27 protein-coding genes are annotated in these 23921 nt (G+C 40.3%); 11 read left to right on the top strand and 16 right to left on the bottom strand.

The window, feature by feature from the left end:
• Positions 1-9: 9 nt before the first annotated feature.
• Genes PHR02_RS04905 through PHR02_RS04920 form a run of 4 tightly spaced genes read right to left on the bottom strand, consistent with a single transcriptional unit; the run spans position 10 to position 7490 of the window.
• Positions 10-4806 carry a calcium-binding protein gene (locus PHR02_RS04905; protein ID WP_299989774.1) on the bottom strand — a complete coding sequence of 1599 codons (4797 nt, stop codon included), beginning with the start codon at positions 4804-4806 and terminating at the stop codon, positions 10-12.
• Between the two features lie 33 nt (positions 4807-4839).
• Positions 4840-5553: a hypothetical protein gene (locus PHR02_RS04910; RefSeq protein WP_299989777.1), complete on the bottom strand. Its 714-nt coding sequence runs from the start codon at positions 5551-5553 to the stop codon at positions 4840-4842.
• Entirely contained in the window at positions 5554-6201 is a 648-nt protein-coding gene (locus PHR02_RS04915; protein WP_299989779.1) for a hypothetical protein, read from the bottom strand.
• A complete protein-coding gene (locus PHR02_RS04920; protein ID WP_299989782.1) occupies positions 6189-7490 on the bottom strand; it encodes a TolC family protein in 1302 nt (433 codons plus the stop codon). Before PHR02_RS04920 ends, PHR02_RS04915 begins: the two co-directional genes overlap by 13 nt.
• A gap of 374 nt (positions 7491-7864) precedes the next feature.
• On the opposite strand from PHR02_RS04920, the gene PHR02_RS04925 reads away from it, so the two are divergent.
• Both PHR02_RS04925 and PHR02_RS04930 read left to right on the top strand, forming a co-directional pair.
• On the top strand, positions 7865-8488 hold the full coding sequence (locus tag PHR02_RS04925) for a DUF6088 family protein (protein WP_299989785.1): 624 nt from the start codon (positions 7865-7867) through the stop codon (positions 8486-8488).
• Between the two features lie 132 nt (positions 8489-8620).
• Entirely contained in the window at positions 8621-9037 is a 417-nt protein-coding gene (locus PHR02_RS04930; RefSeq protein ID WP_299989788.1) for a hypothetical protein, read from the top strand.
• Positions 9038-9163: 126 nt separating this feature from the next.
• Here PHR02_RS04930 and PHR02_RS04935 read toward each other — a convergent pair whose 3' ends face one another.
• Positions 9164-10297 carry a Fic family protein gene (locus PHR02_RS04935; protein WP_299989792.1) on the bottom strand — a complete coding sequence of 378 codons (1134 nt, stop codon included), beginning with the start codon at positions 10295-10297 and terminating at the stop codon, positions 9164-9166.
• Between the two features lie 633 nt (positions 10298-10930).
• Between PHR02_RS04935 and PHR02_RS04940 the strand changes: the two genes are divergently transcribed.
• Together PHR02_RS04940 and PHR02_RS04945 are read left to right on the top strand one after the other, a co-directional pair.
• Complete coding sequence (locus PHR02_RS04940; RefSeq protein WP_299989795.1) at positions 10931-11179, top strand: helix-turn-helix domain-containing protein; 249 nt, start codon at positions 10931-10933, stop codon at positions 11177-11179.
• The gene (locus tag PHR02_RS04945; RefSeq protein ID WP_299989798.1) at positions 11163-12371 is read left to right on the top strand and encodes a type II toxin-antitoxin system HipA family toxin; all 1209 of its coding nucleotides are present in this window, start codon (positions 11163-11165) and stop codon (positions 12369-12371) included. The genes PHR02_RS04940 and PHR02_RS04945 overlap by 17 nt, the downstream gene beginning before the upstream one ends.
• Positions 12372-12759: 388 nt before the next feature.
• On the opposite strand, the gene PHR02_RS04950 is transcribed toward PHR02_RS04945, so the two are convergent.
• On the bottom strand, positions 12760-13386 hold the full coding sequence (locus tag PHR02_RS04950; RefSeq protein ID WP_299892159.1) for a hypothetical protein: 627 nt from the start codon (positions 13384-13386) through the stop codon (positions 12760-12762).
• A 224-nt stretch (positions 13387-13610) separates the two neighbouring features.
• On the opposite strand from PHR02_RS04950, the gene PHR02_RS04955 reads away from it, so the two are divergent.
• Together PHR02_RS04955 and PHR02_RS04960 are read left to right on the top strand one after the other, a co-directional pair.
• Positions 13611-13946: a transcriptional regulator, XRE family protein gene (locus PHR02_RS04955; protein ID WP_299892156.1), complete on the top strand. Its 336-nt coding sequence runs from the start codon at positions 13611-13613 to the stop codon at positions 13944-13946.
• Positions 13946-15262 (top strand): type II toxin-antitoxin system HipA family toxin, encoded by a 1317-nt coding sequence (locus PHR02_RS04960; RefSeq protein WP_299989801.1) that lies wholly within the window; start codon positions 13946-13948, stop codon positions 15260-15262. The genes PHR02_RS04955 and PHR02_RS04960 overlap by 1 nt, the downstream gene beginning before the upstream one ends.
• Positions 15263-15351: 89 nt before the next feature.
• Here the strand turns inward: PHR02_RS04960 and PHR02_RS04965 are convergent, their stop codons facing one another.
• Together PHR02_RS04965 and PHR02_RS04970 are read right to left on the bottom strand one after the other, a co-directional pair.
• Entirely contained in the window at positions 15352-16554 is a 1203-nt protein-coding gene (locus PHR02_RS04965) for a hypothetical protein (RefSeq protein WP_299989803.1), read from the bottom strand.
• 11 nt (positions 16555-16565) lie between these two features.
• On the bottom strand, positions 16566-16814 hold the full coding sequence (locus PHR02_RS04970) for a hypothetical protein (RefSeq protein WP_299892147.1): 249 nt from the start codon (positions 16812-16814) through the stop codon (positions 16566-16568).
• Positions 16815-16957: 143 nt separating this feature from the next.
• Between PHR02_RS04970 and PHR02_RS04975 the strand changes: the two genes are divergently transcribed.
• Positions 16958-17212, top strand: a complete 255-nt coding sequence (locus PHR02_RS04975) for a helix-turn-helix transcriptional regulator (protein WP_299892144.1) — start codon at positions 16958-16960, stop codon at positions 17210-17212.
• 172 nt (positions 17213-17384) lie between these two features.
• Positions 17385-17642 carry a helix-turn-helix transcriptional regulator gene (locus PHR02_RS04980; protein WP_299892141.1) on the top strand — a complete coding sequence of 86 codons (258 nt, stop codon included), beginning with the start codon at positions 17385-17387 and terminating at the stop codon, positions 17640-17642.
• On the opposite strand, the gene PHR02_RS04985 is transcribed toward PHR02_RS04980, so the two are convergent.
• The 7 genes from PHR02_RS04985 to PHR02_RS05015 form a co-directional block, all read right to left on the bottom strand.
• A complete protein-coding gene (locus PHR02_RS04985; protein ID WP_299989805.1) occupies positions 17639-18127 on the bottom strand; it encodes a hypothetical protein in 489 nt (162 codons plus the stop codon). The two genes, PHR02_RS04980 and PHR02_RS04985, sit on opposite strands and share 4 nt — an antisense overlap.
• 35 nt (positions 18128-18162) lie before the next feature.
• On the bottom strand, positions 18163-18333 hold the full coding sequence (locus tag PHR02_RS04990) for a hypothetical protein (RefSeq protein ID WP_299989807.1): 171 nt from the start codon (positions 18331-18333) through the stop codon (positions 18163-18165).
• Between the two features lie 18 nt (positions 18334-18351).
• Complete coding sequence (locus tag PHR02_RS04995; RefSeq protein WP_299989810.1) at positions 18352-18765, bottom strand: hypothetical protein; 414 nt, start codon at positions 18763-18765, stop codon at positions 18352-18354.
• Positions 18759-19034: a WGR domain-containing protein gene (locus PHR02_RS05000; protein ID WP_299989813.1), complete on the bottom strand. Its 276-nt coding sequence runs from the start codon at positions 19032-19034 to the stop codon at positions 18759-18761. The genes PHR02_RS04995 and PHR02_RS05000 overlap by 7 nt, the downstream gene beginning before the upstream one ends.
• 2 nt (positions 19035-19036) lie before the next feature.
• Complete coding sequence (locus tag PHR02_RS05005; protein ID WP_299989816.1) at positions 19037-19744, bottom strand: hypothetical protein; 708 nt, start codon at positions 19742-19744, stop codon at positions 19037-19039.
• The gene (locus PHR02_RS05010; RefSeq protein WP_299892123.1) at positions 19719-20072 is read right to left on the bottom strand and encodes a hypothetical protein; all 354 of its coding nucleotides are present in this window, start codon (positions 20070-20072) and stop codon (positions 19719-19721) included. Before PHR02_RS05010 ends, PHR02_RS05005 begins: the two co-directional genes overlap by 26 nt.
• 104 nt (positions 20073-20176) lie before the next feature.
• Positions 20177-20650 carry a hypothetical protein gene (locus PHR02_RS05015; RefSeq protein WP_299892120.1) on the bottom strand — a complete coding sequence of 158 codons (474 nt, stop codon included), beginning with the start codon at positions 20648-20650 and terminating at the stop codon, positions 20177-20179.
• 313 nt (positions 20651-20963) lie between these two features.
• Between PHR02_RS05015 and PHR02_RS05020 the strand changes: the two genes are divergently transcribed.
• Complete coding sequence (locus PHR02_RS05020; RefSeq protein WP_299892118.1) at positions 20964-21752, top strand: helix-turn-helix transcriptional regulator; 789 nt, start codon at positions 20964-20966, stop codon at positions 21750-21752.
• Between the two features lie 45 nt (positions 21753-21797).
• On the opposite strand, the gene PHR02_RS05025 is transcribed toward PHR02_RS05020, so the two are convergent.
• Complete coding sequence (locus PHR02_RS05025) at positions 21798-22676, bottom strand: radical SAM protein (RefSeq protein WP_299989819.1); 879 nt, start codon at positions 22674-22676, stop codon at positions 21798-21800.
• A gap of 115 nt (positions 22677-22791) precedes the next feature.
• Between PHR02_RS05025 and PHR02_RS05030 the strand changes: the two genes are divergently transcribed.
• Both PHR02_RS05030 and PHR02_RS05035 read left to right on the top strand, forming a co-directional pair.
• Positions 22792-23082, top strand: coding sequence for a c-type cytochrome (locus PHR02_RS05030; protein ID WP_299989822.1), 291 nt, complete (start codon positions 22792-22794; stop codon positions 23080-23082).
• Between the two features lie 125 nt (positions 23083-23207).
• Positions 23208-23489 (top strand): HU family DNA-binding protein, encoded by a 282-nt coding sequence (locus PHR02_RS05035; RefSeq protein WP_299892109.1) that lies wholly within the window; start codon positions 23208-23210, stop codon positions 23487-23489.
• Positions 23490-23921 lie beyond the last annotated feature (432 nt).

Raw genomic sequence — 23921 nt, forward strand, 5'->3', positions numbered from 1 at the left:
ATACGTATATCATTTATGCCATGCTCCCGCGACGATGTTCATTAGATCTTGATTGGCTTTGACCGTATCGATAGAGTCGATAGCGATATCATGGGACGATGCATAGGCATTCATCGATTGAATAATGACGTTAATATCATTAGATGTCAGATAATTGCCGTCGCTAAGCGCAAATTTTTCAATGGCATTATTAGTAGTGGATTGATTAGCAATGGTTACTACATCACCACTTCCATAAGAAAGCAATAAATTCGCTCCTGATTGGAATAGAGAAACCGATGATTTAGTAATTCCTGTACCAAATTTAACCGTATCAATACCTGCATTGAGCGTACCATTCGTATCGTTTATCGTATCTAATCTATTGCCGGAATTAAAAATATAGGTATCATTCCCAGCACCTCCGTTTAGAGAATCATTACCTTTATCCCCATAAAGTGTATTACTTAAGCTATTACCATAAAGCGTATCGTTATATTGGCTTCCGTAAAGATTTTCAAAATTAATAATAGTATCAAGTCCTGAACCAATGGTGTTTTGTGAAGCGGTGATACTAAGATCAACATTCACCCCAGCTGTCGAATAAGCATACGATACTGTATCCGCTCCACTACCTCCGTCTAAAATATTATTTCCGCTATTCGTATAAATAACATTGTTTAGCGTATTTCCAGTCCCATTAATAGCGCCATTTCCATTTAGTCTCAAATTTTCAATATAACTACCTAATGTATAGCTGACCGTTGATACTACTGTATCAGACCCACCAGCATTTGTTGTATCTGTATAACTTACTGTTTCAAAAGCCTGATCCCCAATATTATCAATATAATAAGCATCATTGCCACCGCCTCCAAACATTATGTCGGCACCGATGCCACCAATTATTGAGTTCGCGAAACTGTTTCCAATCAGAGTATCATCATAATTACTTCCAATCAGGTTTTCAAAATTAAGAATAGTATCAAGTCCTGAGCCAATGGTGTTTTGCGAAGCGGTGATACCAATGTTAGCATTAACCCCAGCTGTTGCATAAGCATACGATAATGTATCCGTTCCGTTAGCTCCATCGAGAATATTGTTTCCATTATTAGCATAAATAGTATTATTCAGCTCATTTCCCATTCCATTATTATTTGCAGTTCCGGTTAATTGGAGATTTTCAATATTAGCTCCTAATACATAACTAATCGAAGCATTTACACGATCACTCCCCTCGTTCAAGTTTTCGATAACATTATCTCCAGTGTTTTCAACGATATATGTATCATTGCCAGCACCGCCACTCATTGTATCAGTTCCTGATTTACCGTCTAATGTATTATTAGTACTATTTCCAATCAAAGTGTTGTTGAGTGTGTTCCCATAACCATTAATTACTCCGGTTCCCATGAGCGTGAGATTTTCAATATTTACACCCAATGTAAATGTTACACTAGATTGTACGGTATCCATTCCTTCATTCAGATGTTCAACAACACTATCTTCGATAGAGTCAATGATATATGTATCATCACCTAATCCACCATACATTTTACTGCTTCCGGATATGGTATCGTTTCCAACTGTCCCTATTGTCCACGTATTTAAAACATAATTTGTCCCGTCAGAGAGTTTAATATTTTCGATACTATTATTGGCGTTGTACCAGTCCTTAATCGTAATCTTGTCACTCGCGGAATATTGGATGATCAGATTATTCCCGCTCGCATAAAAGGATAGATCATTCGCACTAATCCCCTCCCCGAATTGAATGGTATCGTTTCCGGCGTTGTAATAGTTATTACTATTGTAATAACCGAAATAATCATAGTCGTAAACCGTATCGACGCCATCTCCTATATTGAACACATAGATATCGTTTCCGGCACTGCCTTTTAGTGTATCATCCCCTTTACCGCCGATCAAGGTATCTGCATACGCAGCATCGTCATAGTAGTACCCATCGTCATCAGCAATGATGGTATCGTTTCCTTCGCCACCATCAAGAACATCCGTCCCGCTATTCCCGTACAATACGTCATCACCCGTCTGTCCGTAAACGGTATCATCGCCTCCACCAGCATTGATCGTGTCGTTGCCCTCTCCGCCATCAAGTATATCAACTCCGCTTCCACTGGTAATTGTATCATTACCGATACCGCCGGATACTGTGTTCGTACTGTCACCAGCATTAATTATATCATCGCCTTCTCCACCGCTAATCGTATCATTACCCGATCCCGTTGTGATCTGATCGTTTCCTCCTTGAGCGTCAACGATATACTGCTGTCCAGTAGCCTGAATAAATACATCTGCATTATCACTGGTCAGTACTGTGATTTTTGGTATTGTTACCATCGTCCCGTCAGAGAGTTTAATATTTTCGATACTATTATTGGCGTTGTACCAGTCCTTAATCGTAATCTTGTCACTCGCGGAATATTGGATGATCAGATTATTCCCGCTCGCATAAAAGGATAGATCATTCGCACTAATCCCCTCCCCGAATTGAATGGTATCGTTTCCGGCGTTGTAATAGTTATTACTATTGTAATAACCGAAATAATCATAGTCGTAAACCGTATCGACGCCATCTCCTATATTGAACACATAGATATCGTTTCCGGCACTGCCTTTTAGTGTATCATCCCCTTTACCGCCGATCAAGGTATCTGCATACGCAGCATCGTCATAGTAGTACCCATCGTCATCAGCAATGATGGTATCGTTTCCTTCGCCACCATCAAGAACATCCGTCCCGCTATTCCCGTACAATACGTCATCACCCGTCTGTCCGTAAACGGTATCATCGCCTCCACCAGCATTGATCGTGTCGTTGCCACTTAAACCTAATACGATGTCATCTCTTGCACCTGTTGTCAAAATATCGTTAGTATCCATTCCTATTTGATAAGATGACCCAATTACCGTATTAATAAGTTGTTGCTCACTTGCAGTGACGGAAATTTCTTCATTCTCCAAGCTCTTAAACCATGTATCCAGCATGACAGTTGCGGTTGGATCTATTGCAGCTAGATTACTACTCATATATTTATTTAATTCTGCACAATCAATTATTATATTAATTATATTTGTATTTTTTCGCTCATCAAGCAATGCAATAACACCGCTAATATCAATACCGATACCATATTCTGTAATAGTCAAATTAATTGCATCCATATACCCGCTAAGACGTGTCTGCAATACTAACCCGTCATAAACCGATTGTTTGAGTGCCGCGTAGCTCTGATCTAAAAAGCTTACTTGTGCCGCAGATAATCCAACAAACACTCGTGGATCAAATGATAAAAATGCACCACTGCCGCTACTATCTCCAGAATCTTTTACCGTCATACTTATCGTACCGGTTCCACCCGTAGCTTTATCATCTTCAATTCTGACGAAGGTTTCAGCATTGAAACGCTCTAAGATACTAATAATTCTCGTGATACGGGCCTGTTCGGCTAGCAAGTATTGGTACCGGGACTGTTCCTCTTCAGTATAGATAACGAGGTGAACCCCCTCCTCGCCGTTTGATGCAGAATCGACATTCATTTTATAGTAGAGATTAAAATCCTCACTGCTCTGTGTTGGAACATACACTAATACATCATGATTACTCGCCGCCAGTTGCACACTCGTCGCCATACTCGACGTCTCTGCCCACTGAGACAGTAGCGTATCGATCTTCGCCATCATTTGATCATGAGTTTCATAAGTACTCATCGATTGCAGAGTAGTGGTTATACCGGCTGAAAGAGTCGAAGCTTCACGCAGGTCACGCACCATCCCGCTCCCCTGCATATCGGGCAGAGCCAATGCGGTGTCAGTCAGTGGAAGTGGATCGGTAAATTCACGATAAAAAGAGTTTTGATCGAAGTTGAGATTACCTGCTTCGCCTGTTGTGCCGTCAGTTTTCGTATAGTTACCTGTAGCGTTCTGGGTATTACCGTTTGTTGCGGTATTGGTTGCGGTGGAGGTTAGGTTGATAGAGGCTATTCCCAATTCGGTGAGGGTATGGAGTTCTGTGGTTTGGGATATTCCATCGCTATTGGTATCTTGCCATACTCTCACATTGGTATAGTTTGCATCATCTGCGTCAAAAGTTCCGTCATGGTCAGTGTCTTCCGCACTCAGAGCACTAAACCCATCAGACGCTTTTGCACCGTTTACACTCGTTTGATCTCCGAAGAGTTCTCCGCCGTTATCGATTACGCCGTTACCATTACGATCCAGTACGACAAACCCATCATCTCCTGCAATCCATCCCGTACCCGTTTTTACTCCATCTCCGTCATAGTCGAATACCACATGGGTCGTAGCGTTGACACCCAATGTTTCGATACCGTCTCCGTCGAGGTCTAGGACGAGGGGATCGATGCGGGGGGCAATCCAGTTTTTACCACGCTTATAATTATCATTCACATCAGGATTGATAGGAAAAGGAGGATTATTTTTATGTGAATCGAAAGGAAAAAGAAACCCTTTATCTCTTAATGCTTGTTTTTCTGCTTCAGACATAGTGTCATATTGTTTTTGAAAGCTATCGTAAATTGCTTTGCCTAAATCTTCACCATAATTACCACCATAATAATCACCTGCGACAAATCCTGCTGCTGCACCTGCAACAGGTTCATCCAATACTGCACCATATACTCCACCTATAGTTAATCCTAAAAAACCACCAATTCCACCTCCAAGTAAATTACCTATTAAACCAGCCGATTCTCTACCTTGATCATCTGTTGCTACTAACTTATACGAGTTATAACCCATTTGCCCATCTTTGTACGTCTTCACTACAACTGTTATTACTCCCATAGAAATCCCCCATTATTTGATTTTTTAGTACTATTACGCTTCATTTTTTATGTCCTCATGATTAATCTTTTTTACAATTGCCACGTTCATTAAAAGCCATACAGCAAAAGATTTTGATGTAAGATATGTTAATAACCAAATCCATAAGCTTAATCCAATTTTTGTCTGAATAATCAAATCGAGCAATCTCTGAGATTGATGCTCAGGGAAGAATAAAAACAAAACTGCGGCGTGAAAGCTGATATATGTCATAAAACATAAAAAAGCAAAAAGCAAAAAATATCCGCGAATAAACTGGGTACTTGAAGTATCAACCGTGTCGTATCTGATGTTTCGATTTCGGAATAAAAATATCAAAATATACAATGGCAAAATCGTATAGGCAAACGATAGTTCAAATAGCACAATCTGCGGCATGGTATGATGGTGCGACATTTCTGTCATACTCGTAACATATGTACTCATAAAATCTATAAAAGTTTGACATCTCAGGCACGAAGCTATGAAGTTTTCATTGATTAAAACTGCTAATATAACAAATATCGTTGCTGACAGAATGATGTCTAAATTCGTACTTTGTATAGGTAATGGACCGTTTCCTTGTTTAGGCATTACTAAAAACTCTTTAACATAATTCAAACTCATAGCTTTAAATGAGAAATATTTTTCTATTTCTTGCATAATCTTTTTTGGTACATAGAGTATCCACCCGAATAAAATATTCATTAGCCATTTTAAAAAGTTCATTTATGCCACTCTCCTTGTATTCTTGAAGTTCTGATTATTCACACTCATTGTTTGCAGTGCACTCGTCAATCCCGCCGAGAGGGTAGATGCCTCGCGCAGGTCACGCACCATCCCGCTCCCCTGCATATCAGGAAGAGCCAATACCGTATCGGTCAGTGGAAGAGGATCGGTAAACTCACTGTAAAAAGGGTTTTGGGAGAAGTTGAGATTACCTGCTTCATCTGTTGTGCCGTCTGTACGGGTATACGTACCTGTAGCGCTCTGGGTATTACCGTTTGTTACGGTATTGGTTGCGGTGGAGGTTAGGTTGATAGAGGCTATTCCCAATTCGGTGAGGGTATGGAGTTCTGTGGTTTGGGATATTCCATCGCTATTGGTATCTTGCCATACTCTCACATTGGTATAGTTTGCATCATCTGCGTCAAAAGTTCCGTCATGGTCAGTGTCTTCCGCACTCAGAGCACTAAACCCATCAGACGCTTTTGCACCGTTTACACTCGTTTGATCTCCGAAGAGTTCTCCGCCGTTATCGATAGTGCCGTTACCGTTGCGATCCAGTACGACGAAACCGCACCCCAGGGTGGTCTCTCTTGCTTCGCAATTCACCTTCTCATTCCCTTTTATCCATCTCATTACTATTTTCTGCATTGATCCACCCCCCTATGTTGTAATTTCAACGCTTCCGCTTCATACGCGTGTTGTATCTTTTCCGATTCCAATGTCAATTCTCTCTCCAAGCTTTCCAGTTTTACACTCACTTCACTCACCGCGTCTGCTTCACCCTGTACTCTCAGTCTTTGGGTCATCGTGAGTTTGGAGGCGGTTTCGTTCAGCGCTTCGGTTTCGTTTTTAGTGAGCATGGATAGGCGGTTTAGTTTTTCATGTCGGGTGCGGGTTTCGTAATCGAACTCCCGCTTGGCAAGTTCGGACTCTTCGCGGATTCGGGAGAGTTCGAGTTTGAGCCGTTCGGATTCGCTATTGTATTTGAACCCCTCGAACAGAGCCCATCGTAGACTCACCCCGGCGTTCCAACTGTTGGCACGGATATCCTCGAATCCGCGTGAAAAGTTATCCTGATCCGATCCATAGAGATAGTACGATGAATAGAGTGAGATAACAGGGAGTTGGCTGTGATTCAACATCGAGATTTCGGATTGTTTTTGGGCTATTTTTTCTTCATAGCTACGTGCTTGGGGAGTATGGAAAAAGGAGAAATCGGCTGGAGTTGCCGAATTCACTTCCAAAGGGAGGAGCTGCGTATCGGTACTGCTCAGATCGATATGGGATTTTTGCGAGAGGGCAATAATGTTCTCTTCGAACTCCATAGTAGAGCGCTCAATATCACGTTCCAAATCGATAAGACGGATCGCTTCATCCCCAACCGAGACGCGGGATTCTTTTCCGGCGGCATGAAGACGCTGTTTGAGATTGTAAAGTTCTTGACGTAGGGTGAGCATTCGGGATTTAAAACTTTTTTCACTTTGGGCTTTCTGGGCACGGCTATAGTGTTCGAGTAGTTCACGGTAGAGTTTCACTTCTTCGCTGCATTGCTCTAAACGTTTTACCGCAATCTCTTTCTCACCCACTTCGATCTGTTTCATAGTGGTACCGAAATGATAGAGTTCATAGTTAAGACGCAGTGATACCGAATGCTCATACGGTACAGTAGAATTGATCGTCGCATCTCCAACTGAAATACTCCCCGATACCGAGGGATCGAGGTTGTGGTTATACTCGCCGCTGTAACCAAGGGAAAGCTGAGGATAGAGGGTTGAATAGATGCTATCTAAACGGGCTTCTTCGATTTTTACATCGATGAAACGAAGGGTTAAACGCTGTGAGTGATCCAAAGCGCTTTGTTTGATTTCGGAAAACGTGATCTCACGGGCACATAACAAACTTAGGGTACTAAAGAGGAGGATTACAGGTAGTTTCATAAAGTACATCATTATTACAAATATTTAAGAAATTTATAATAACTAAGTGTTTCTTAGAAAAGTGATATTTTAAATAAACAGTAAATAATTATTCTAATGTCTTACAAAAAGTAACATTATAAATTATATAATGGTTGTTTAACGTTAGCTGTTTTAGATTTATACTACGAAAAATAAGTGTTTTCCGACACAACCAGCTATTTAATGCTTATTCCCATAAGTAGGTGTATTAGTAGTATACGAATTGTATATTTCATAGGTTTTCTGACTGTAAAATCACAACTTGTCGAATTCCAGTTCTCAAATTAGTATGTGTATGCAATAATATTATGTCATAATGTCTTTAATTTATTTATTATTTACAGACAATATAAATGCAAAACTCACTAACTCAACATATTAGAAACACCATTGCTTCGCACAAAGCTGGATACGTATTCACCCATGTTGATTTCTTTTCCTTAGGAAATGAAGCTACTATTGAACGGATACTATCACGCCTATTTGAAGTAGGAGAAATACGTCGTATTCGTAGAGGTTTGTATTATAAACCCGAAATATGCCGTTGGGGAGAAGTTCCCCCTGCTCATTCGGATATTGTCAATGCACTTAGCCGTATGATGAGAACTAAATTTCTCCCTGATGGGGCGAATGCTCTTTATCAATTGGGATTGACTACGCAAATCCCTATGAAACAGGTCTATTTAACTGAAAAGCAAATCGGTGATATTGTTATTGGAAAATCAACAATCGAATTTCGTAAAGTATCGGAAAAAAAACTCTCCGGACGCGGTAAGAGAGCCGGCATCTATCTTAGTGCAATAGAGTATCTAGGGAAAAATGAAGCATTTGATGAATCTATCCAATCAAAAATTGCTCAAACGTTAAATGAAAAAGAGATTACGGATCTTAAATCCGCCGCTAAAAATCGCTCTGCTTGGGTAAAAGAAGCGGTAGAACACATTATTGCAAAAGCGTCAAAGTGTACGAATTTATAAAGCTCTCTAAATCAGACCGTGAAGCCGCTTTTCATAATTTCATTCGATAGTTTATTATGTAGTTAGCATTCATTTATTATTCACCTCTACAATGTCTTCAATCTGTTTGATTATGTATCAGGAGAATAATGAATGTATAAATATCACGATAAATCCAAACGATTTTTAGCCACCGCTCTGATTACTACCGGATTATTGGGTACGACTCCGTTAATGAGTGAGGAAATAACTCATTCTGATCGCTCTGCCCTCACTCAAGAAAAGATTTCACCACGTATCGATTCTCAATTGTGCAACCAACAGTTCCAATGCTCTAAAACGGGATTCATACTCCTTTTCTTGCCCGAGGCAAAAGCAAGATTTATACACCCTCACTCCTCACAAGAACTTCATGCCGATTACCGTATACACTTTGATCACAGTATTGCAATGAACGTATATGAGAACCCATCCAAACACTTTGATCTGATGATGCATCAAATCAACATTGCCTCCGATGGGTTCAGTGCCAAGGTCAATGGAGAGACCCGCTATTTTCAGAAGGTGTAGTGCTTTTTACTTGATAAATTTTCAGAAAAAATAGTATATTTTCCTGAAAATTTTGTTCGCTTGATACATGTCATCTTTCACAATCATGGTACTTTAACACATACCTCGAAGTAAAAAAGGGGTTGTTTAATTTTCTATCACGATCTCATAACGTACATTGCGTCCATTGGTCCCCTCAATCTGTCGGATACATCCGATTTCAAGAAGCTGGGTAATATCTCTAGATGCAGTTGTCGATGCAGTATCGGTGATCGTCATGTATTTCTTTTTACTCAATGAGCCTTGAAAATTCTCAGCTCCCGTATCAAGAATTTTATTGAGTACTTTGGTTTGTCGTGGATTAAGACCATACTCTCGGTACTTATCCCAAAACGCTGTTTTTTGAACAATATAGTTCAGCTTTTTCTTGGTATCGATAAGTGCGGTATGCAAGGTTGTGAGAAACCATTCACACCACTGGGTGATATCGAGATGGTTTGATTCTTTGTGAACATACCCCGTCGTTTTTTCTAACGCATGGTAGTAGCCGTTACGATCATTGTTAATAGCACTGGACATCGAATAAAGCCGTGAGATGCTCGATTTCTCGATCTTGGATAAAACCAGATCAGTGATTGCCCGCCCTATTCTTCCGTTACCATCATCGAACGGATGGATGATCACAAACCACAGATGGGCAATACACGCTTTGATTAAACTTGGCTGTGTGGTATTGAACCATTGCAGGTATCTCTCCATCTCATCTTCGAGAATGGATCGCGGAGGTGCTACATAGTAGGTTTTCTCTTTACCTGCCGCTCCTCCGATGACCTCCATCGGCTCTTCGCCTCGAAATGTTGCAACATTGATTTTTGATAAACCGCTGTATCCTCGTGGAAAAAGAGCGTTATGCCATCCAAATAATCGCTCCAGTGTTAAAGACTGATCATAGTTCGTATTGGCATCGATGAGAATCTCAATCAGATAATCAGTACTCTCATCACGTTTTGAGGAATCGATACTGGAGAGTCCGAGCTTTCGAGCGATGGAGGCTTTGACACTGTCACGGTTGAGAATTTCCCCTTCGATCGCAGAGGTGCTGATCGCTTCACTGATAAGGGCTTCGAGCTGACGCTGGGCAATGTTATCACTGTCCATCGTTTGAGTCATGGCAATTAAGTACCCCTGCTCTAACGATACCTCTTGAATCAATCGCTCAAGGCGGTTTAGATCGTAGGTAAAATGGGGATAAGCTTCTTGTTCCCATATCCAGCGTTTCATGCTCTTTATTGCCTTTTAGTAAATTGATTTGACTTTAGTGGGTTGAATTCGTGAATTAATCATACCATATTTGGTGTGATTATCTTTCATAATCCTTCAATGCCACTTGATTATTACTAATTTAAGAACTCCTAAAAACGATTACAAAGCCGTATAACGACGAAAATATGCTCAGGTATATCAGAATATCAAAAAATGTTTTTTTGCGATTTAAGGCTATATTATGCAATTTTTACGGCTATCTACTTGAACCTATTCTGTAAAGCACATTTAAAAATGACCAATACGATCTAAAAATTACAACCAAACTCTTTTTTGAAATTTCTCATGCGCGTGCACGCGCGAATGTAAGATGAGGATTTTTACTATAAACTATTCCTTATAAACTCTTATATACTCTCTCTACACACCCTAAACTAATATAGACTAAATTATCTAATATACTCTAAATGATTAGACTATATAGCTTATATATAATACAATAACGAGATTTCCTTCACTAAAAAATTTGAAGGCATCAACATCACTCATAATCATACTCTTCACAAAATTTTCTCAATAATTATTAATATATTGATATTTATTTAGAATTTATCGCTATAATTATCAGTATATTGATATTTTGGATCACCAATGAGCCTAATGCATCTAAGCGAAACCATTGTTCATGCGCGTAAGAAAAAAGGGTGGAACCAAACGGAAGCTGCTAAATATGCCGGTATAAGCCTCAATACATACCGTCGTATGGAAGATGGATTTATCGATGAAGTGGGAATCACCAAAGTAAATGAAGTCCTTGAGATATTTGGATTGGAAATGGCCCTTAGAGAAAAAGGTCGCCCATTAACGTTAGAGGAGTTGCAGCGTGGCGAGACGTATTAATATCTATACCAACACCCAAAGAGCCGGTACACTGGCTAAAGAAGGTGAAAAGCATATCTTCACCTACACACCAGATGCGATTACTCCCATCTCCGTAACGATGCCGATTCGTACTGAGAGCTGGGGGTCTCTCCATCTTCATCCGATATTTGAGATGAACCTTCCCGAAGGGGCATTGAAAGAGACGATACGTGAACGGTTTGCGAAGGTCAAACAGATGGATGATCTTGGATTGTTGGAGCTGATTGGTCCCCATGTTATCGGGCGGGTTAAATACGGTCTTCCTGCAAATGATGAAGAGCCTATCACCCTCGATGAAATCTTACATGACGATACCCACGTATTGTTTGAGAAATTGATGGATCGCTTCGCTATCCGTTCAGGCGTTTCAGGTGTACAACCCAAAATATTGCTTCAAATCGATAATAAAAACACCCTCACCACTGAAGAGTATATTGTCAAATCGTGGGGAGATGAATACCCTGAACTTGCCTTTAACGAGTTTTTTTGTATGGAAGCGGTGCGACAAGCTGGTTTACCTACACCCGAGTTTAAGCTCTCAAAAAACCGATCGATGTTTATCATGAAACGCTTCGATTTAAAAGATGACGGCAACTATCTGGGCTTTGAAGATGGGTGTGTACTTCTAGGCAAAGGGACCAATGATAAATACCATGCTTCCTATGAAGACCTTGCTAAAGTTCTGAGGGCTTCTACAGCTCCCGAATCGAGGCTTGAAAATCTACGGACATTATTTAAAGCACTAGTAATAAATCACATGCTTAGAAACGGCGATGCCCATCTCAAAAACTTTGCCATCTTGTATGATGAAGATTATACCGATGCTGCCATGGCACCCATCTACGATGTCGTATGCACAACGGTCTATTTAAACGAAGATCTGCCTGCTCTTAGTATGAGCGATGGAAAAATATGGTGGAAGAAAAAAACCTATATCGGATTTGGTAAGCAGACATGCAAACTATCATTGGCAGAGATCGAAGAAATATTCGATACCTGTGCCGAAGCCACAAAGAGCGCGGCCAAAAAGATGCTCAATTATGCAAAAGAGCATACGGAGATCAGTACGTTTGCCAATAGGATGCTGGATGAATGGGACAAGGGACTTGAATCGTTAGGATTCGATCAAATAAATAGAAAATTAGATTCTAACTCCATTTCAAATGTATAAACACATTAGAAGGCCTGTAAGAGGCAAATTACACTTTAGACAAATCCAATATGGAAAAATTGTTTTCATGGCTAAAAACAGCTATTAAACGATTCTTAGAGGTATTATCGTACTTCTTAAGCATGCTTTGGAAGCACGATAAATTTCACATATGCGGCAACCATAACCATCAAGCCAATCATCACGTATATTGACGAATCATTCATTTTTCACTCTCCTTTGTTTTTGCCTCGCGAATGTAAGATGAGGATTTTTACTATAAACTATTCCTTATAAACTCTTATATACTCTCTCTACACACCCTAAACTAATATAGACTAAATTATCTAATATACTCTAAATGATTAGACTATATTGAGTTTATATATATACTATAATGGGTTTCCCATCACCCGAAAACGGGTTCAGGGTTAATTCTTTGAGTTTTTACGAACTCTTTGAATGCCGGATATCCAAAAACAACCTGCTCATATTTGCTATTATCAGCAATCGAAACAAGCATCGAATACGCATTCGCATCAATCAGATTTTTAACTTCCGACGCTGAAAAATGTACCGCTGAAAATCGCTTATAATTCTCACCGTTTTTAATCACAATCAAGTTGTAAAACCGCGTTTTCATATCAAGCGTTTTTAGATGGCGATACCTCTTCAAATCAACAATTCTATTATTAATTCTTGCCACCCCATAGTAGTCCTCGAAGATTGCTCCGACAAGAAAAATACCGTTCTTAATTACGCTTTCATTCGCAGAATCTACAAGCCGAAAATCACCCTCAACGGCACTATCATTTACCCACGCCGACAAACACGAAACGATAAAGTTATAATCGAAATTAAACGACCATCCCTGATGCGAATAAACCACCGGCGGGATGTAAGAATCATCCCCAGCGTTTCTATCTTTTAACTCCGATAACGTATCGATCATATCCTCGATAAACTGCCCCATATCTCTGCTTGTTCGAAACAAACTTGCGACATCCAATGGGGTGTAATATTCGAATTGCTGCATGTAAATCCTTTTGTTTTTGTTTTTCATCTTTAATATGTTTTTTTTGTGATTTTTTTGCAACCCAATTAGACACTATACCTATGTGTATATTTTGTAAATAATTTTAAATCGATATGGCATTATTTATATTAAAATTCTATTTAGATTCTTTATTTCTATTTTTTAAATATAAAAGCTCTTTTTAGTGCTATAATAAATTTTATATACCATTTTGGAGGGATCTGATGCGTTTTTCACTCTTAAGCGATGAAGAGATACTCAAAGAACTCGCATATCGCGTTGATCGAAGACGTCGTGAAAAAGAATTCAGTGATGCCGAATTGGTTGAAAAAAGCGGAACCAACCTTGCTACTCTCAAACGCTTTCGTGCTAACAAGGGGACGATATCTCTAACCAGTTTTATCCGAATTCTTAGAGGGCTTGGAGAGCTAGATGCACTTAATTCGCTTTTGGAATCAACCCAGACATTCAGCCCTGCACAACAAATTGAAAAACCGCTCAAAAAGCGGATCACTAAAAAGAAATCCAAACCCTCCAATTTTCAATGGGGAGATGAATAATGGCTACACCGGTAATTACTGTAAATTTATGGGGAAAGACCATAGGATATTTGGGTTATGCCCCCGGACAAAATGAAATAGCGACGTTTGAATACACTCCTGAGTTTGCAATCTCAGAGATTCAACTTTCCCCATTAGAGATGAGATATCCTCCCTTGATACACTCATACCCCGCAATCAGTCAGCGAACCTTTCATGGACTGCCCGGAATATTTGCCGATTCTCTCCCTGATAAATTCGGAAACAAGTTAATCGATCGTTTCTTTGCCGATAATGGGTTATCCCCATCCGATATTACCGCCCTTGATCGTTTGGCTTACATCGGCAAACGAAGCATGGGTGCGTTCGAATATGAGCCCTCAACCAACGATGGCATGGCTATGAATGGAGGAATCCTCAATATTCATCATCTCAATGAACTGGCCAATATGGTGTTGCACGAAAAGAGCGATTTCAATCACAAATTATCCACCGCATCGCATGAAGAGATGTTAGCCCTTATCCGAGTCGGATCAAGTGCCGGAGGGGCAAGATCGAAAGCATTGGTAGCCCAAGACGCGCAAGGGAGATTTTATGACGGTACCTTGGATGCGGGTGATGATAAACGCTATTGGCTTTTGAAGTTTGATTCGGATGATAACAGCGATAAAGATCGCAAAGATCCTAAAGGGATGACTCGAATCGAATACATCTACTCTTTGATTGCCAAAGAGTGCGGTATCGATATTCCCTCAACAACTTACATTAGCGACGGTGAAGATTTTCATTTTATGATCGAGCGGTTTGATCGTGAGATAGTTGATGGCAAGGTGCGCAAAAAGCACTATGCTTCCTGGGCAGGCTTGCGACATTTCGATCGAGATCATGTGGGTGTCTACTCGTACGAGCAGTTGGTCATGACCTGTCGAGAACTGGGCTTGGGTCAGAACGAACTCAATGAGCTGTTTCGTCGTGCGATCTTTAACATCATCGGGCGCAATCAAGACGATCATGCCAAAAATTTTGGCTTTATGATGGATCGTCGTGGAGTATGGTCGCTCTCACCTGCATTTGATATGACCTATGCCTATGACCCGCTTGGAAAGTGGACCTCGCAGCATCAGATTTCGCTTTCAGGTAAACGAGATCAGTTTGAGCGAAACGATCTTTTGGCCTTTGCATCGAAGTGCAGCATAAGTGCAAAACATGCGAATGAAATAATTGATACCTCTCTTGATGCTTTTAGTCGTTTTACACAGTTAGCTAAAGAGTATGAAGTGCCGGGTGAACTTTATAAACAAGTTCTATCAGCACAGAGAATAAAGAGCTTGTCATAATAAAAAGATTTTTTATTCCATATTCATGAGCACTAGTCCCTAATTTCATGAGGCTCAGCACTAAACGTATCCAAAACGTTTTACAATGTTTATCTCAATGGTTCCATTTTAATCGTTTCATTTTTGAGTATAGTTTGCTCTTTTGAACCTTTTTTGTATTTGACGGCGACCATAATCTGGTATGTATCATTCATCGTTTTCACTGTCTGTGGGTGGGCATACCCTTCCAACACAATATTTTTAGTCGATTTTGGTGGGACACTTAATGGATATTTTGAAGAGGCTACGTAAAGTATTTTCTTACCCCCGTATGTAAAATCACTCGCTTGAATCTCGATAAATTCATTGGATTTGTTCGTAAACGCCACTTCCCAATAGGACGTCATCCCTGTTTTATGATCGAATGATACATTGAGTATTTTATCTTCCGTTTCATAACCATTAAGGAAGTTATATCGAATATCGGTGATGGTTAAATTTTTTGGTAAAGACGCATACTCTGTTTTTAACGGTAATGTTTTGTCATAGATAAAGGAATATTTCTTATTTGCATTTGGCACATCAACAATCACCGTATCTTTTAGAGCATTGCAGGTGAAATTTTCAGACGGGATTTGCGCTATTTTAGAAGCTGGCATCAACGCTTCGGTAGTGATCACCGGCTGTAATGTTTTAAGAAAGTTCTTATTCAGCAGACCCGTTTTATCTATAAGTGCTATTGTCTCTTGCGAACGTTTTAATCGGCATTGATCGGCTTGCGGTTTATTTGCGTTGTAATTATTTAAAAGAACCGGAAAAGTGTTCTTCACAAAATTCCGAGCTGACTCTACCTGTATTTCAAATGCATTTGGGGCACGATACAAAGAGGTAAAATCTTTACAATTATTTTCCGTAATGCGTGTTTTTCCCGAAGTTGGATAAAAACTTTTTGACAGACATGTCCCCTGCTGTACTTCGGTAATATTCATGGTCGGATGATCGTAATAGTATCCGTAGGTATATGAATAATTATAGGTGTCACGCGCATCTACAATACTTGAATTCGAACCGGATACCGCTAAAAACGGACTGGATTGAGCTGATTTTAAATACTGAGATCCGCCATTTGCTCTCACATGATCGTTAAAGGTGAGGTAGAATAGATGTTTGACTTCATTTTCTTTGAGATTAGATACTGAACTTTTATCCAATTTAGTTGCTTTGAATTCGGGCAATGCAGGTGTCGGCGTGCTGCTGCATCCTGCCAGAAGCAGCAACAAACTTACCGATGCTATTGATTTATAGATGCTCATTCTCTTATCTCCTATTCAAATATTTTTTTAACCAGCCATACTGGCGAGGTTACAACGGCGGCAACAACCGCTCCGGCAACAACCACCGGTGTCGCTACTGCGACAACCACATCTTTTGCCGTTATTCCGCTCTCTTCATTCTGAACCGTTTGCTGTTCTTGGGGAGCAGTTATTCCTGCATCGGAAACATTGGATTCATTTATCTGAACTTCATTGGCAAACATTGCCGCTGAGATCAGAATACTTAACAGTATTTTCATCGGTATCATCCTTTTATGCTGATTTATGTATTTTTATTCGCGGAGAGTTTATCTTCACAACTCTTTACACTCACTTAATAGTGATTGTTTATCGCTGATTGATTCCATTAGAATCACCCATCTAATAGTGAGTGATGGTGGTTATGTCTAAAGAAGAGCATCCCGACGTTAAAGCGTACTACGATACCCTCACCGAACACATCAAGCATCTCCGTAAAGATCGGGGAATCAGCCAGTTAAAACTGGCCAATATTTTGGGGCATAACTCCACTTCTTTCATTGCCCGCATTGAACTTCGACAGGCTAAAGCCAATTACAACCTTGCCCATTTGGTCATTTTGGCAAAAGAGTGGGAAATGGATGTCAAAGACCTTCTTCCTGACTCAGCACCCTTTTAATCTGTTTTTTCTGCTTCAAACTCTTTTTCTACTTACCCTTTTCTATAGTCTTTTATGACCTTATTACCGCTCTATAACGTCGCTAAAACTTAGCTTACATAGTTATTACTATTTGAGCTAAATAGTATAACATAAGTACACTCCGAATAGTAATTACTATTATGGAGAAACTTTGAACAACATTGAAGATATTAGCGATGCACACATCGATGCTTTGTATCGCCGTATCGGAATAAATGTTAAAAAACGCCGTGAGCTAAAAGGGCTTACTCAACTACAATTGGCACTGGCGATGAATCTCAAATCTCCGGGGCTAATATCACAAGGGGAGCTTTATCTCAAAAAGCAGCACTTCAATATCAAACACCTCTATCAGCTTGCCCATATTTTAGAGTGTAACATCACCGACTTCTTCCAAGAAGAGCTCTAATCCTTTTTGCTTTTATCACCCTGTAGACTTTTTCTCCGCTTATTGAGTTCATCGATATCCAAAGGTTTAAACTCTTTGGTGGTTTTATATACCCTCTCATCGATAATCCTAGCGCACTCGGCATCATCGGCCATTTCGATCGCAAAGTGCTCTATGGAGAGTTCAATGGCCCGTTGCATCAGATAGACTTTGTGCTCATCACCTTCGAAACACGCTTCTAAGTGTTTAAGGGCAGAATCGGGCATTTTGAAATACCATTGATCGGGGTCGTACTCTTTTCCTAAGCCTGTTACGTCATGGACGAATGCCGTATACTCTTTATCGTTGGCGGCGATATGAGCAGCGCGTTCCCATCTCTTTTGTTCGGAGTCTTCTTGAGCTTTTTTCATTTTCAGTTTTCTATCGCTTTTGATTAAGCGATTGATTGCAAACCCGATTGCTATAGCAAGAACAATGATGTTGATGATCTGTAAGGCTTCTGACATGGAAGTTCCTTTGATTATTTGTTTTATGTTTTGAGTTAAAAACGCTCTAAAAAGCGTTTCACGTTGGGTTTATCTTGATGTTTGATCACATAAAGTGCTATCCACCCCAGCAGCAATCCCCCAATGGCATTGATCCAATCACTGATAGATCTAGCATTTAGGGCGAATACACATGAGGGGAGAAAAAATCCCACCGTTATGATCAATCGTACACTCCACATCACTTAATCGCGTGCATTGATCGTATAGACCGGTTTGATTTGGGATAAGAACCCAAACAGCATAATCGCTATGGGGATGATCAGGAACGTCACCGGTATATAGATGACAATCTGCATCAACGAACCCGCAATGGCATAGAGTCTTGGGGTTTTATTGAAATTGTTCTTGATCACCATAGCGATAATCGCGATACCGATAAGCATCACGATAATCCCATTAAGTGGATCATTGGTAGATCCGATACTCCAAACCCGCCCCACTAAGATCAGAGCGTATCCGATCACCATGGCGATCGTATGCTCATGGGTAAAGTATTCGTATCCGATTTCATCCCGGCTAAAGCGGTTAAACCGATCCATGATTAGAAATAACACAAACGCCCCTATGAGCAGTGCAATCAATTTAAGTATTAACATAATCTCTCCTTTTCTTCTTCAAGCCCTGTCGTCATCGGTTTGCCTTTTAGACGATAGCCCCGTTTATACTTCTTGGATAGCAATACGGAGACACTGCTGTGTGCCTCTTGGATCGTTTCATAGACATTACGGATCTCTCCGGTGGGTTTATGATTGTTCACCGACCCGTAGCTTCGGATCACCAGTGCTTCTCCAAATAGAGTGGGAAGCAGCTGTATGCTGTAATAACGCTCTTTATGATTGAGCGTCCTATAGAGTATCGTGACCATCGTTACGCCGCACGATGGAGTGCGCGGCACTCATGTTTGGCCTCATCAAACCACTCCATAGAGAAGTGGGCATTTTTGAGTAATTCATCGTAGTGTTTCTCTTTGTACCCTCTGAGGTATCCAAACCGCTCGATGAGTCTGGCTCTCAAAGGGTTTGAGGAGACATACATTAAAAGAGAAACGATCATCTCATTTACCCCTTTTATCGATGAGGGGTAAGGTTTATGCATTGGAGCGGTGCCACTGATGGCACACAGATATCCATACGTCTCGCCTCGCGTCAGCGGCATCAGGGCAGATACCAGCTCCTCATCACTGATCTGCTTTGCATGGGAGAGGATCTGCTTGCTCAGCGTCCTCACGTTCGAAGCAGAAGTACGGACGTTGGAAGCCAACCGGTCCACTTCGACCAGATAGTCACGCTTGCACCACAAGAACTGAATCATCTCAAACGCATTGGCATAGAACGCACCGATACTCGCCGTATCGATGCTGATGTTGTCATACACAAAGATACAGTTGCGGTGGCGATGCAGTATCGCGTGATTGATCGCTTCTAAGAGGGCGAACTCTTCGGCCTCTTGAACACTCGAAGCAGTAAGTGCTACCGAGTGACTGACTCCGGTGGTGAGGTTTTTAATCCCCAGCCCCGCTTCCTTGGTTTTTAAGTCATACGATGCATCGCTACAGTAGATGATGTTCGGTTCCATCGGACACCTCACTGTTCATCTGAGCATTTGTGTTTGCAGATTCGCGCGCTTTCTCTTTTTCCAGAGTATCGATTTGCTTGTATATCTTTTTTACACAGAGTCGTATTCTTATCATGGCATAGATCAATGCCACCAGAGCGGACGATGTCGTTGTAATAAGGTGCCATTTGAGCTCATGATCCTCAAAAAAGATGACCACTTCGCTTACACCTAGTACCATCAGCAAAAACACCAATACCGCATAGGCTCTTATACGTAAGAGCAGCATGCTCCACATTAGGGTAACAATGATCGAAGAAACGATTAGAACGATTTCATAGAGTTCCATATCAATCTCCTTGACCAAGTGATTTAGTGTGTTGGCGGTGACGGCGTATCCGCCACACCACGATGAGGGTGAGAATGTCCATTGCGACACCGACAAATAAAATATCATTCGGTGTCATGATCTTTCTCCTCTTCTTTTTCGGCATAGTTTACAAAGACGGCACGCAGACCAAACGCCAGCATCAGCTCAAATATCAGAGCAAACACATAGGGAATATCTGAGGCTCTTGGTGATTCTTCACCGATAACCGAACACAGTCCATGATCGTTATGAATCTGATCACCTTTGATAAAACCGATATTCTCTTCAAATTTCCAACCGGATTTTGGATCGACGAGAAGACTCTCACCTCTCCACAGACCGCATTTGAGTGCTTTTCCTTGTGTGAATCGTTTGAGTACATATTCTTTATCAAGGTTATTACTGTGGGTTTCATAGGCTAAGATCATCGTCATGAAAAGGACTATGGTACCTATGACGGCCATATCTACTCTTTTGGTAAATGAAACCATAATAAACCCTGCTATCGTACAGATAACAAGAGGAAGCCATTCCCATCCGTTGATATACTCCATCATCTCACACCTCCATGGCTGATAAACCTACTTGCATGATGCTCATCGAGTGCGATAGTGCACTCTTGAAATATCACTTTTGACATAATTTTTCTCCTTATCACTTCGCGTATCATCGCTTAAAAAAAACGATGGGACGCTCTAAATAAATTGCAATATTTGAGTACTTAGCGCAAAATTTAAATGATACTAAGGTAAAATTCACTGTATCGCACTATTGTATACATATATTCAATAATATTGCATATCTGCAAGTATAAATATTATTTGGCATAAATGCAAGTATTTTGTAAATATTAATCATATGGAGTAATAAATGGAAGATATGGGATTGCCTCTAAGCACTTTTGGGCAAAGACTCGAAGAAGTCAGACATGTTCTTAGAATGAATAAAACTGAATTTGGAAAAGCTTTAGATATTACACCCAGTTCTTTGACAAGATATGAAAACAATACCGTTCAACCATCCCTAGATTTTTTTGAACGTATAGCAATTTCTGGCAAGACATCAGGAGTTATGATTAATCTCAATTGGTTAATATCTGGGATAGGTGATATTATCATCGAAAATGACCCATCGAAGTCCAATGATAATTTAGATCTAATACCTGAACCAACAAGCAATTTATTTACAAAAGCTTTAATGTATACTCATAAAAACAACTCATATCAATATCTAAATAACTTGCTAGAACAATTTATCATTAGAGAAGAATTTAGAGAACGCTTCACATTTCCTCAATCAGCAACTTTTTTCGGAGAGGCTTTTGTACATCTTGGTTCGTTACAAGCACTGCATCTTTTTGTTCAGGCGCTAGAATCATATAAATCTACTATTCAGCTCATAGTTCCTGAATTCGCACGTGAAATTCTTGAAACACATATCGCCACGTATCACCTTGGAAGTAATAGTAAATCAAAAAATTTTATTTCAGAAAAACAAAGGCTCTGCTTATCAAGTATTCTCAAACAATTTAACTCAATCGAATGTTTTGTAATACTGAGCGACACTAGTAAGGCAAATGAAATTCTTAATGATGAAAGCATTTTTACAGATGATTTAATGAGGTTTATTCAGTCTAAAAGTACCAGTATTACATTATGAAACAAAAAGCTAAAATTTATTTGAAAATGCTTTAAATTACGCCCGCTAAAACCCTCTCATCCATCTAGGTACCATTGCACCCTTCCCTACTCTCAGTGCATCATCGATTTGAGCCATTAACTTTTTAGAGTCTTTTGGCAAGATACCGGAGAGATGCAGTGCATTGGAGGCATGGTTGGACCGGAAAATAATCTTTTGCGGTGGGTTGATGAGAGAAATCAATTCACGCTGTTCGTGCAGAATCTGTAGGTCATTTAATGGAGTAAAGGAATCAAATGCTTTTAGGAATCGGTCCTTTGCCCCCTCTTCCAATCCCAACTGTAATGTGGATAGATAGGTTATCGGAGCGGCGTTGATCAATTTGGCCGTATCATGAATATGCCCACGAGTATATTCTATCCCCCCTATTCCCAAAATGACAGTAGCCGATATTTTTATCCCTGCTTCATGGGCACGATGCAGCGCTTCAATCATCTGATCCGCATTCACCCCTTTATCGATCTTACGAAGCAATTCATCGTTCCCAGTCTCAATCCCAAAGTACGCCAAACTCAGCCCCCCTGCTCTGAGTTCTTTTAGTTCATCGACACTTTTTTCCAGAAAGTTCTGTGCCGTGGCATAGAGCGATACGCGTGATAGTCTTGGATAAGATGTTTTTAGTAAACGTAACAACTTTGCGAGATGATCCGTTGGAAGTGCGAGTGCGTCTCCATCTGCTAGGAATACTTTATTAGCGTTCGGATACGCGTGTGCAAGGGCTTCTATCTCACGGCGTACCTCATTTAATGGACGTATTGTATAGCGTTTGCTTTTATACATGGTGCAAAAGCTGCATCGGTTGTGGCTGCACCCAAGTGTGGCTTGGATGATTATGTTGTCGGCTTCAGCAGGGGGACGGTAGAGGGGGAAAGAGTAGTTAATCATGACATGATTGTTACGTTTAATTGCTTGCGCTTTACTTTCACGATGGCTCCACAATCTTTTTTTATACTGCTGTTATATAAAAAGAGAATCTAAAGATTCTCACAGAAGGATGATTATGAAAACGTTACTTGCCCTTTTAACACTCACTGCAATTCTAGGTGCGGCAGATGGTTCTGCTCTTTATAGCAAATGCGCTGCATGTCATGGAACCAAAGGTGAAAAAGCCGCTCTTGGCAAATCTGAAGTGATTGGAGGATGGAGTTCCACTAAAACTCTCGATGCTCTTAAAGCCTATAAAGCAGGAACTCGCAATACCAAAGGTATGGGCGCGATCATGAAAGGTCAGACCGCAACTCTTAATGAAACTGATATGAAAACACTTTCTGACTATATCGCTAAACTCTAGGGGAGAAGTCCCCTACCCTTCCTCTATCATTACACTCCAGATCATTATCAATCGTTCTCAAAAATTTCCTTTCCCCTCTACAGCGTGCTATAATCGCGCCTTCAAATTATTGACCAAGGACATTCATGAATAAAGCACAATTTGTAGAACTCGTACAAAAACATGGAGAATACTCTTCAAAAGCGGCAGCCGACGCGGCAATCGATGCAGTTACTGCTGCTATCACTGAAGCACTAAGTGCTAAAGAAGATGTAGCACTTCCGGGATTCGGATCATTCAAAACAGCTACTCAAGCTGCTAAAGAAGGAAAAGTTCCAGGTACAGATAAGACCTACAGCAAGCCTGCAACAACTGTCGCTAAATTCGCTGCAAGCTCTGTTCTTAAAGAAAAAGTAGCCGGGAAATAATTCCTGGCTACAAAATAAAAAATTTCATCACTTATCTTCTCGTTTTCACTCTCATTTATTTTTCCAAATACCTGCATAAAAAGTCTCTTTTATTCCAGAATATAGGGATTTCTCTAATAGTATTTTTCATCTACTCCCGCGCAGGAGTAGATTTATGTTTTGATATAACTATGCTGTAATTACGAAGTCATATTGTGAATTTTTCTACTTAAAGTCACTTAGTTCAAAAGATTCGATATTTTTTGATTATAGGGTTACCGTTTATTGTTTTCACTGTTTTATCGCATATTAATTTCTTTTCTTTTTTATTATAGAGCCACTTGCAAATCTCACCCCGTAATAATCCAAAATCAGCATAGATTTCAGAATTTGAGTTGAACGATTGCATCTTAGGCATCTGTTTCGATTATTTTAGCCAACAATACTCTAAAA

It is taken from the genome of Sulfuricurvum sp., from assembly GCF_028688295.1.
Taxonomy (GTDB): domain Bacteria; phylum Campylobacterota; class Campylobacteria; order Campylobacterales; family Sulfurimonadaceae; genus Sulfuricurvum.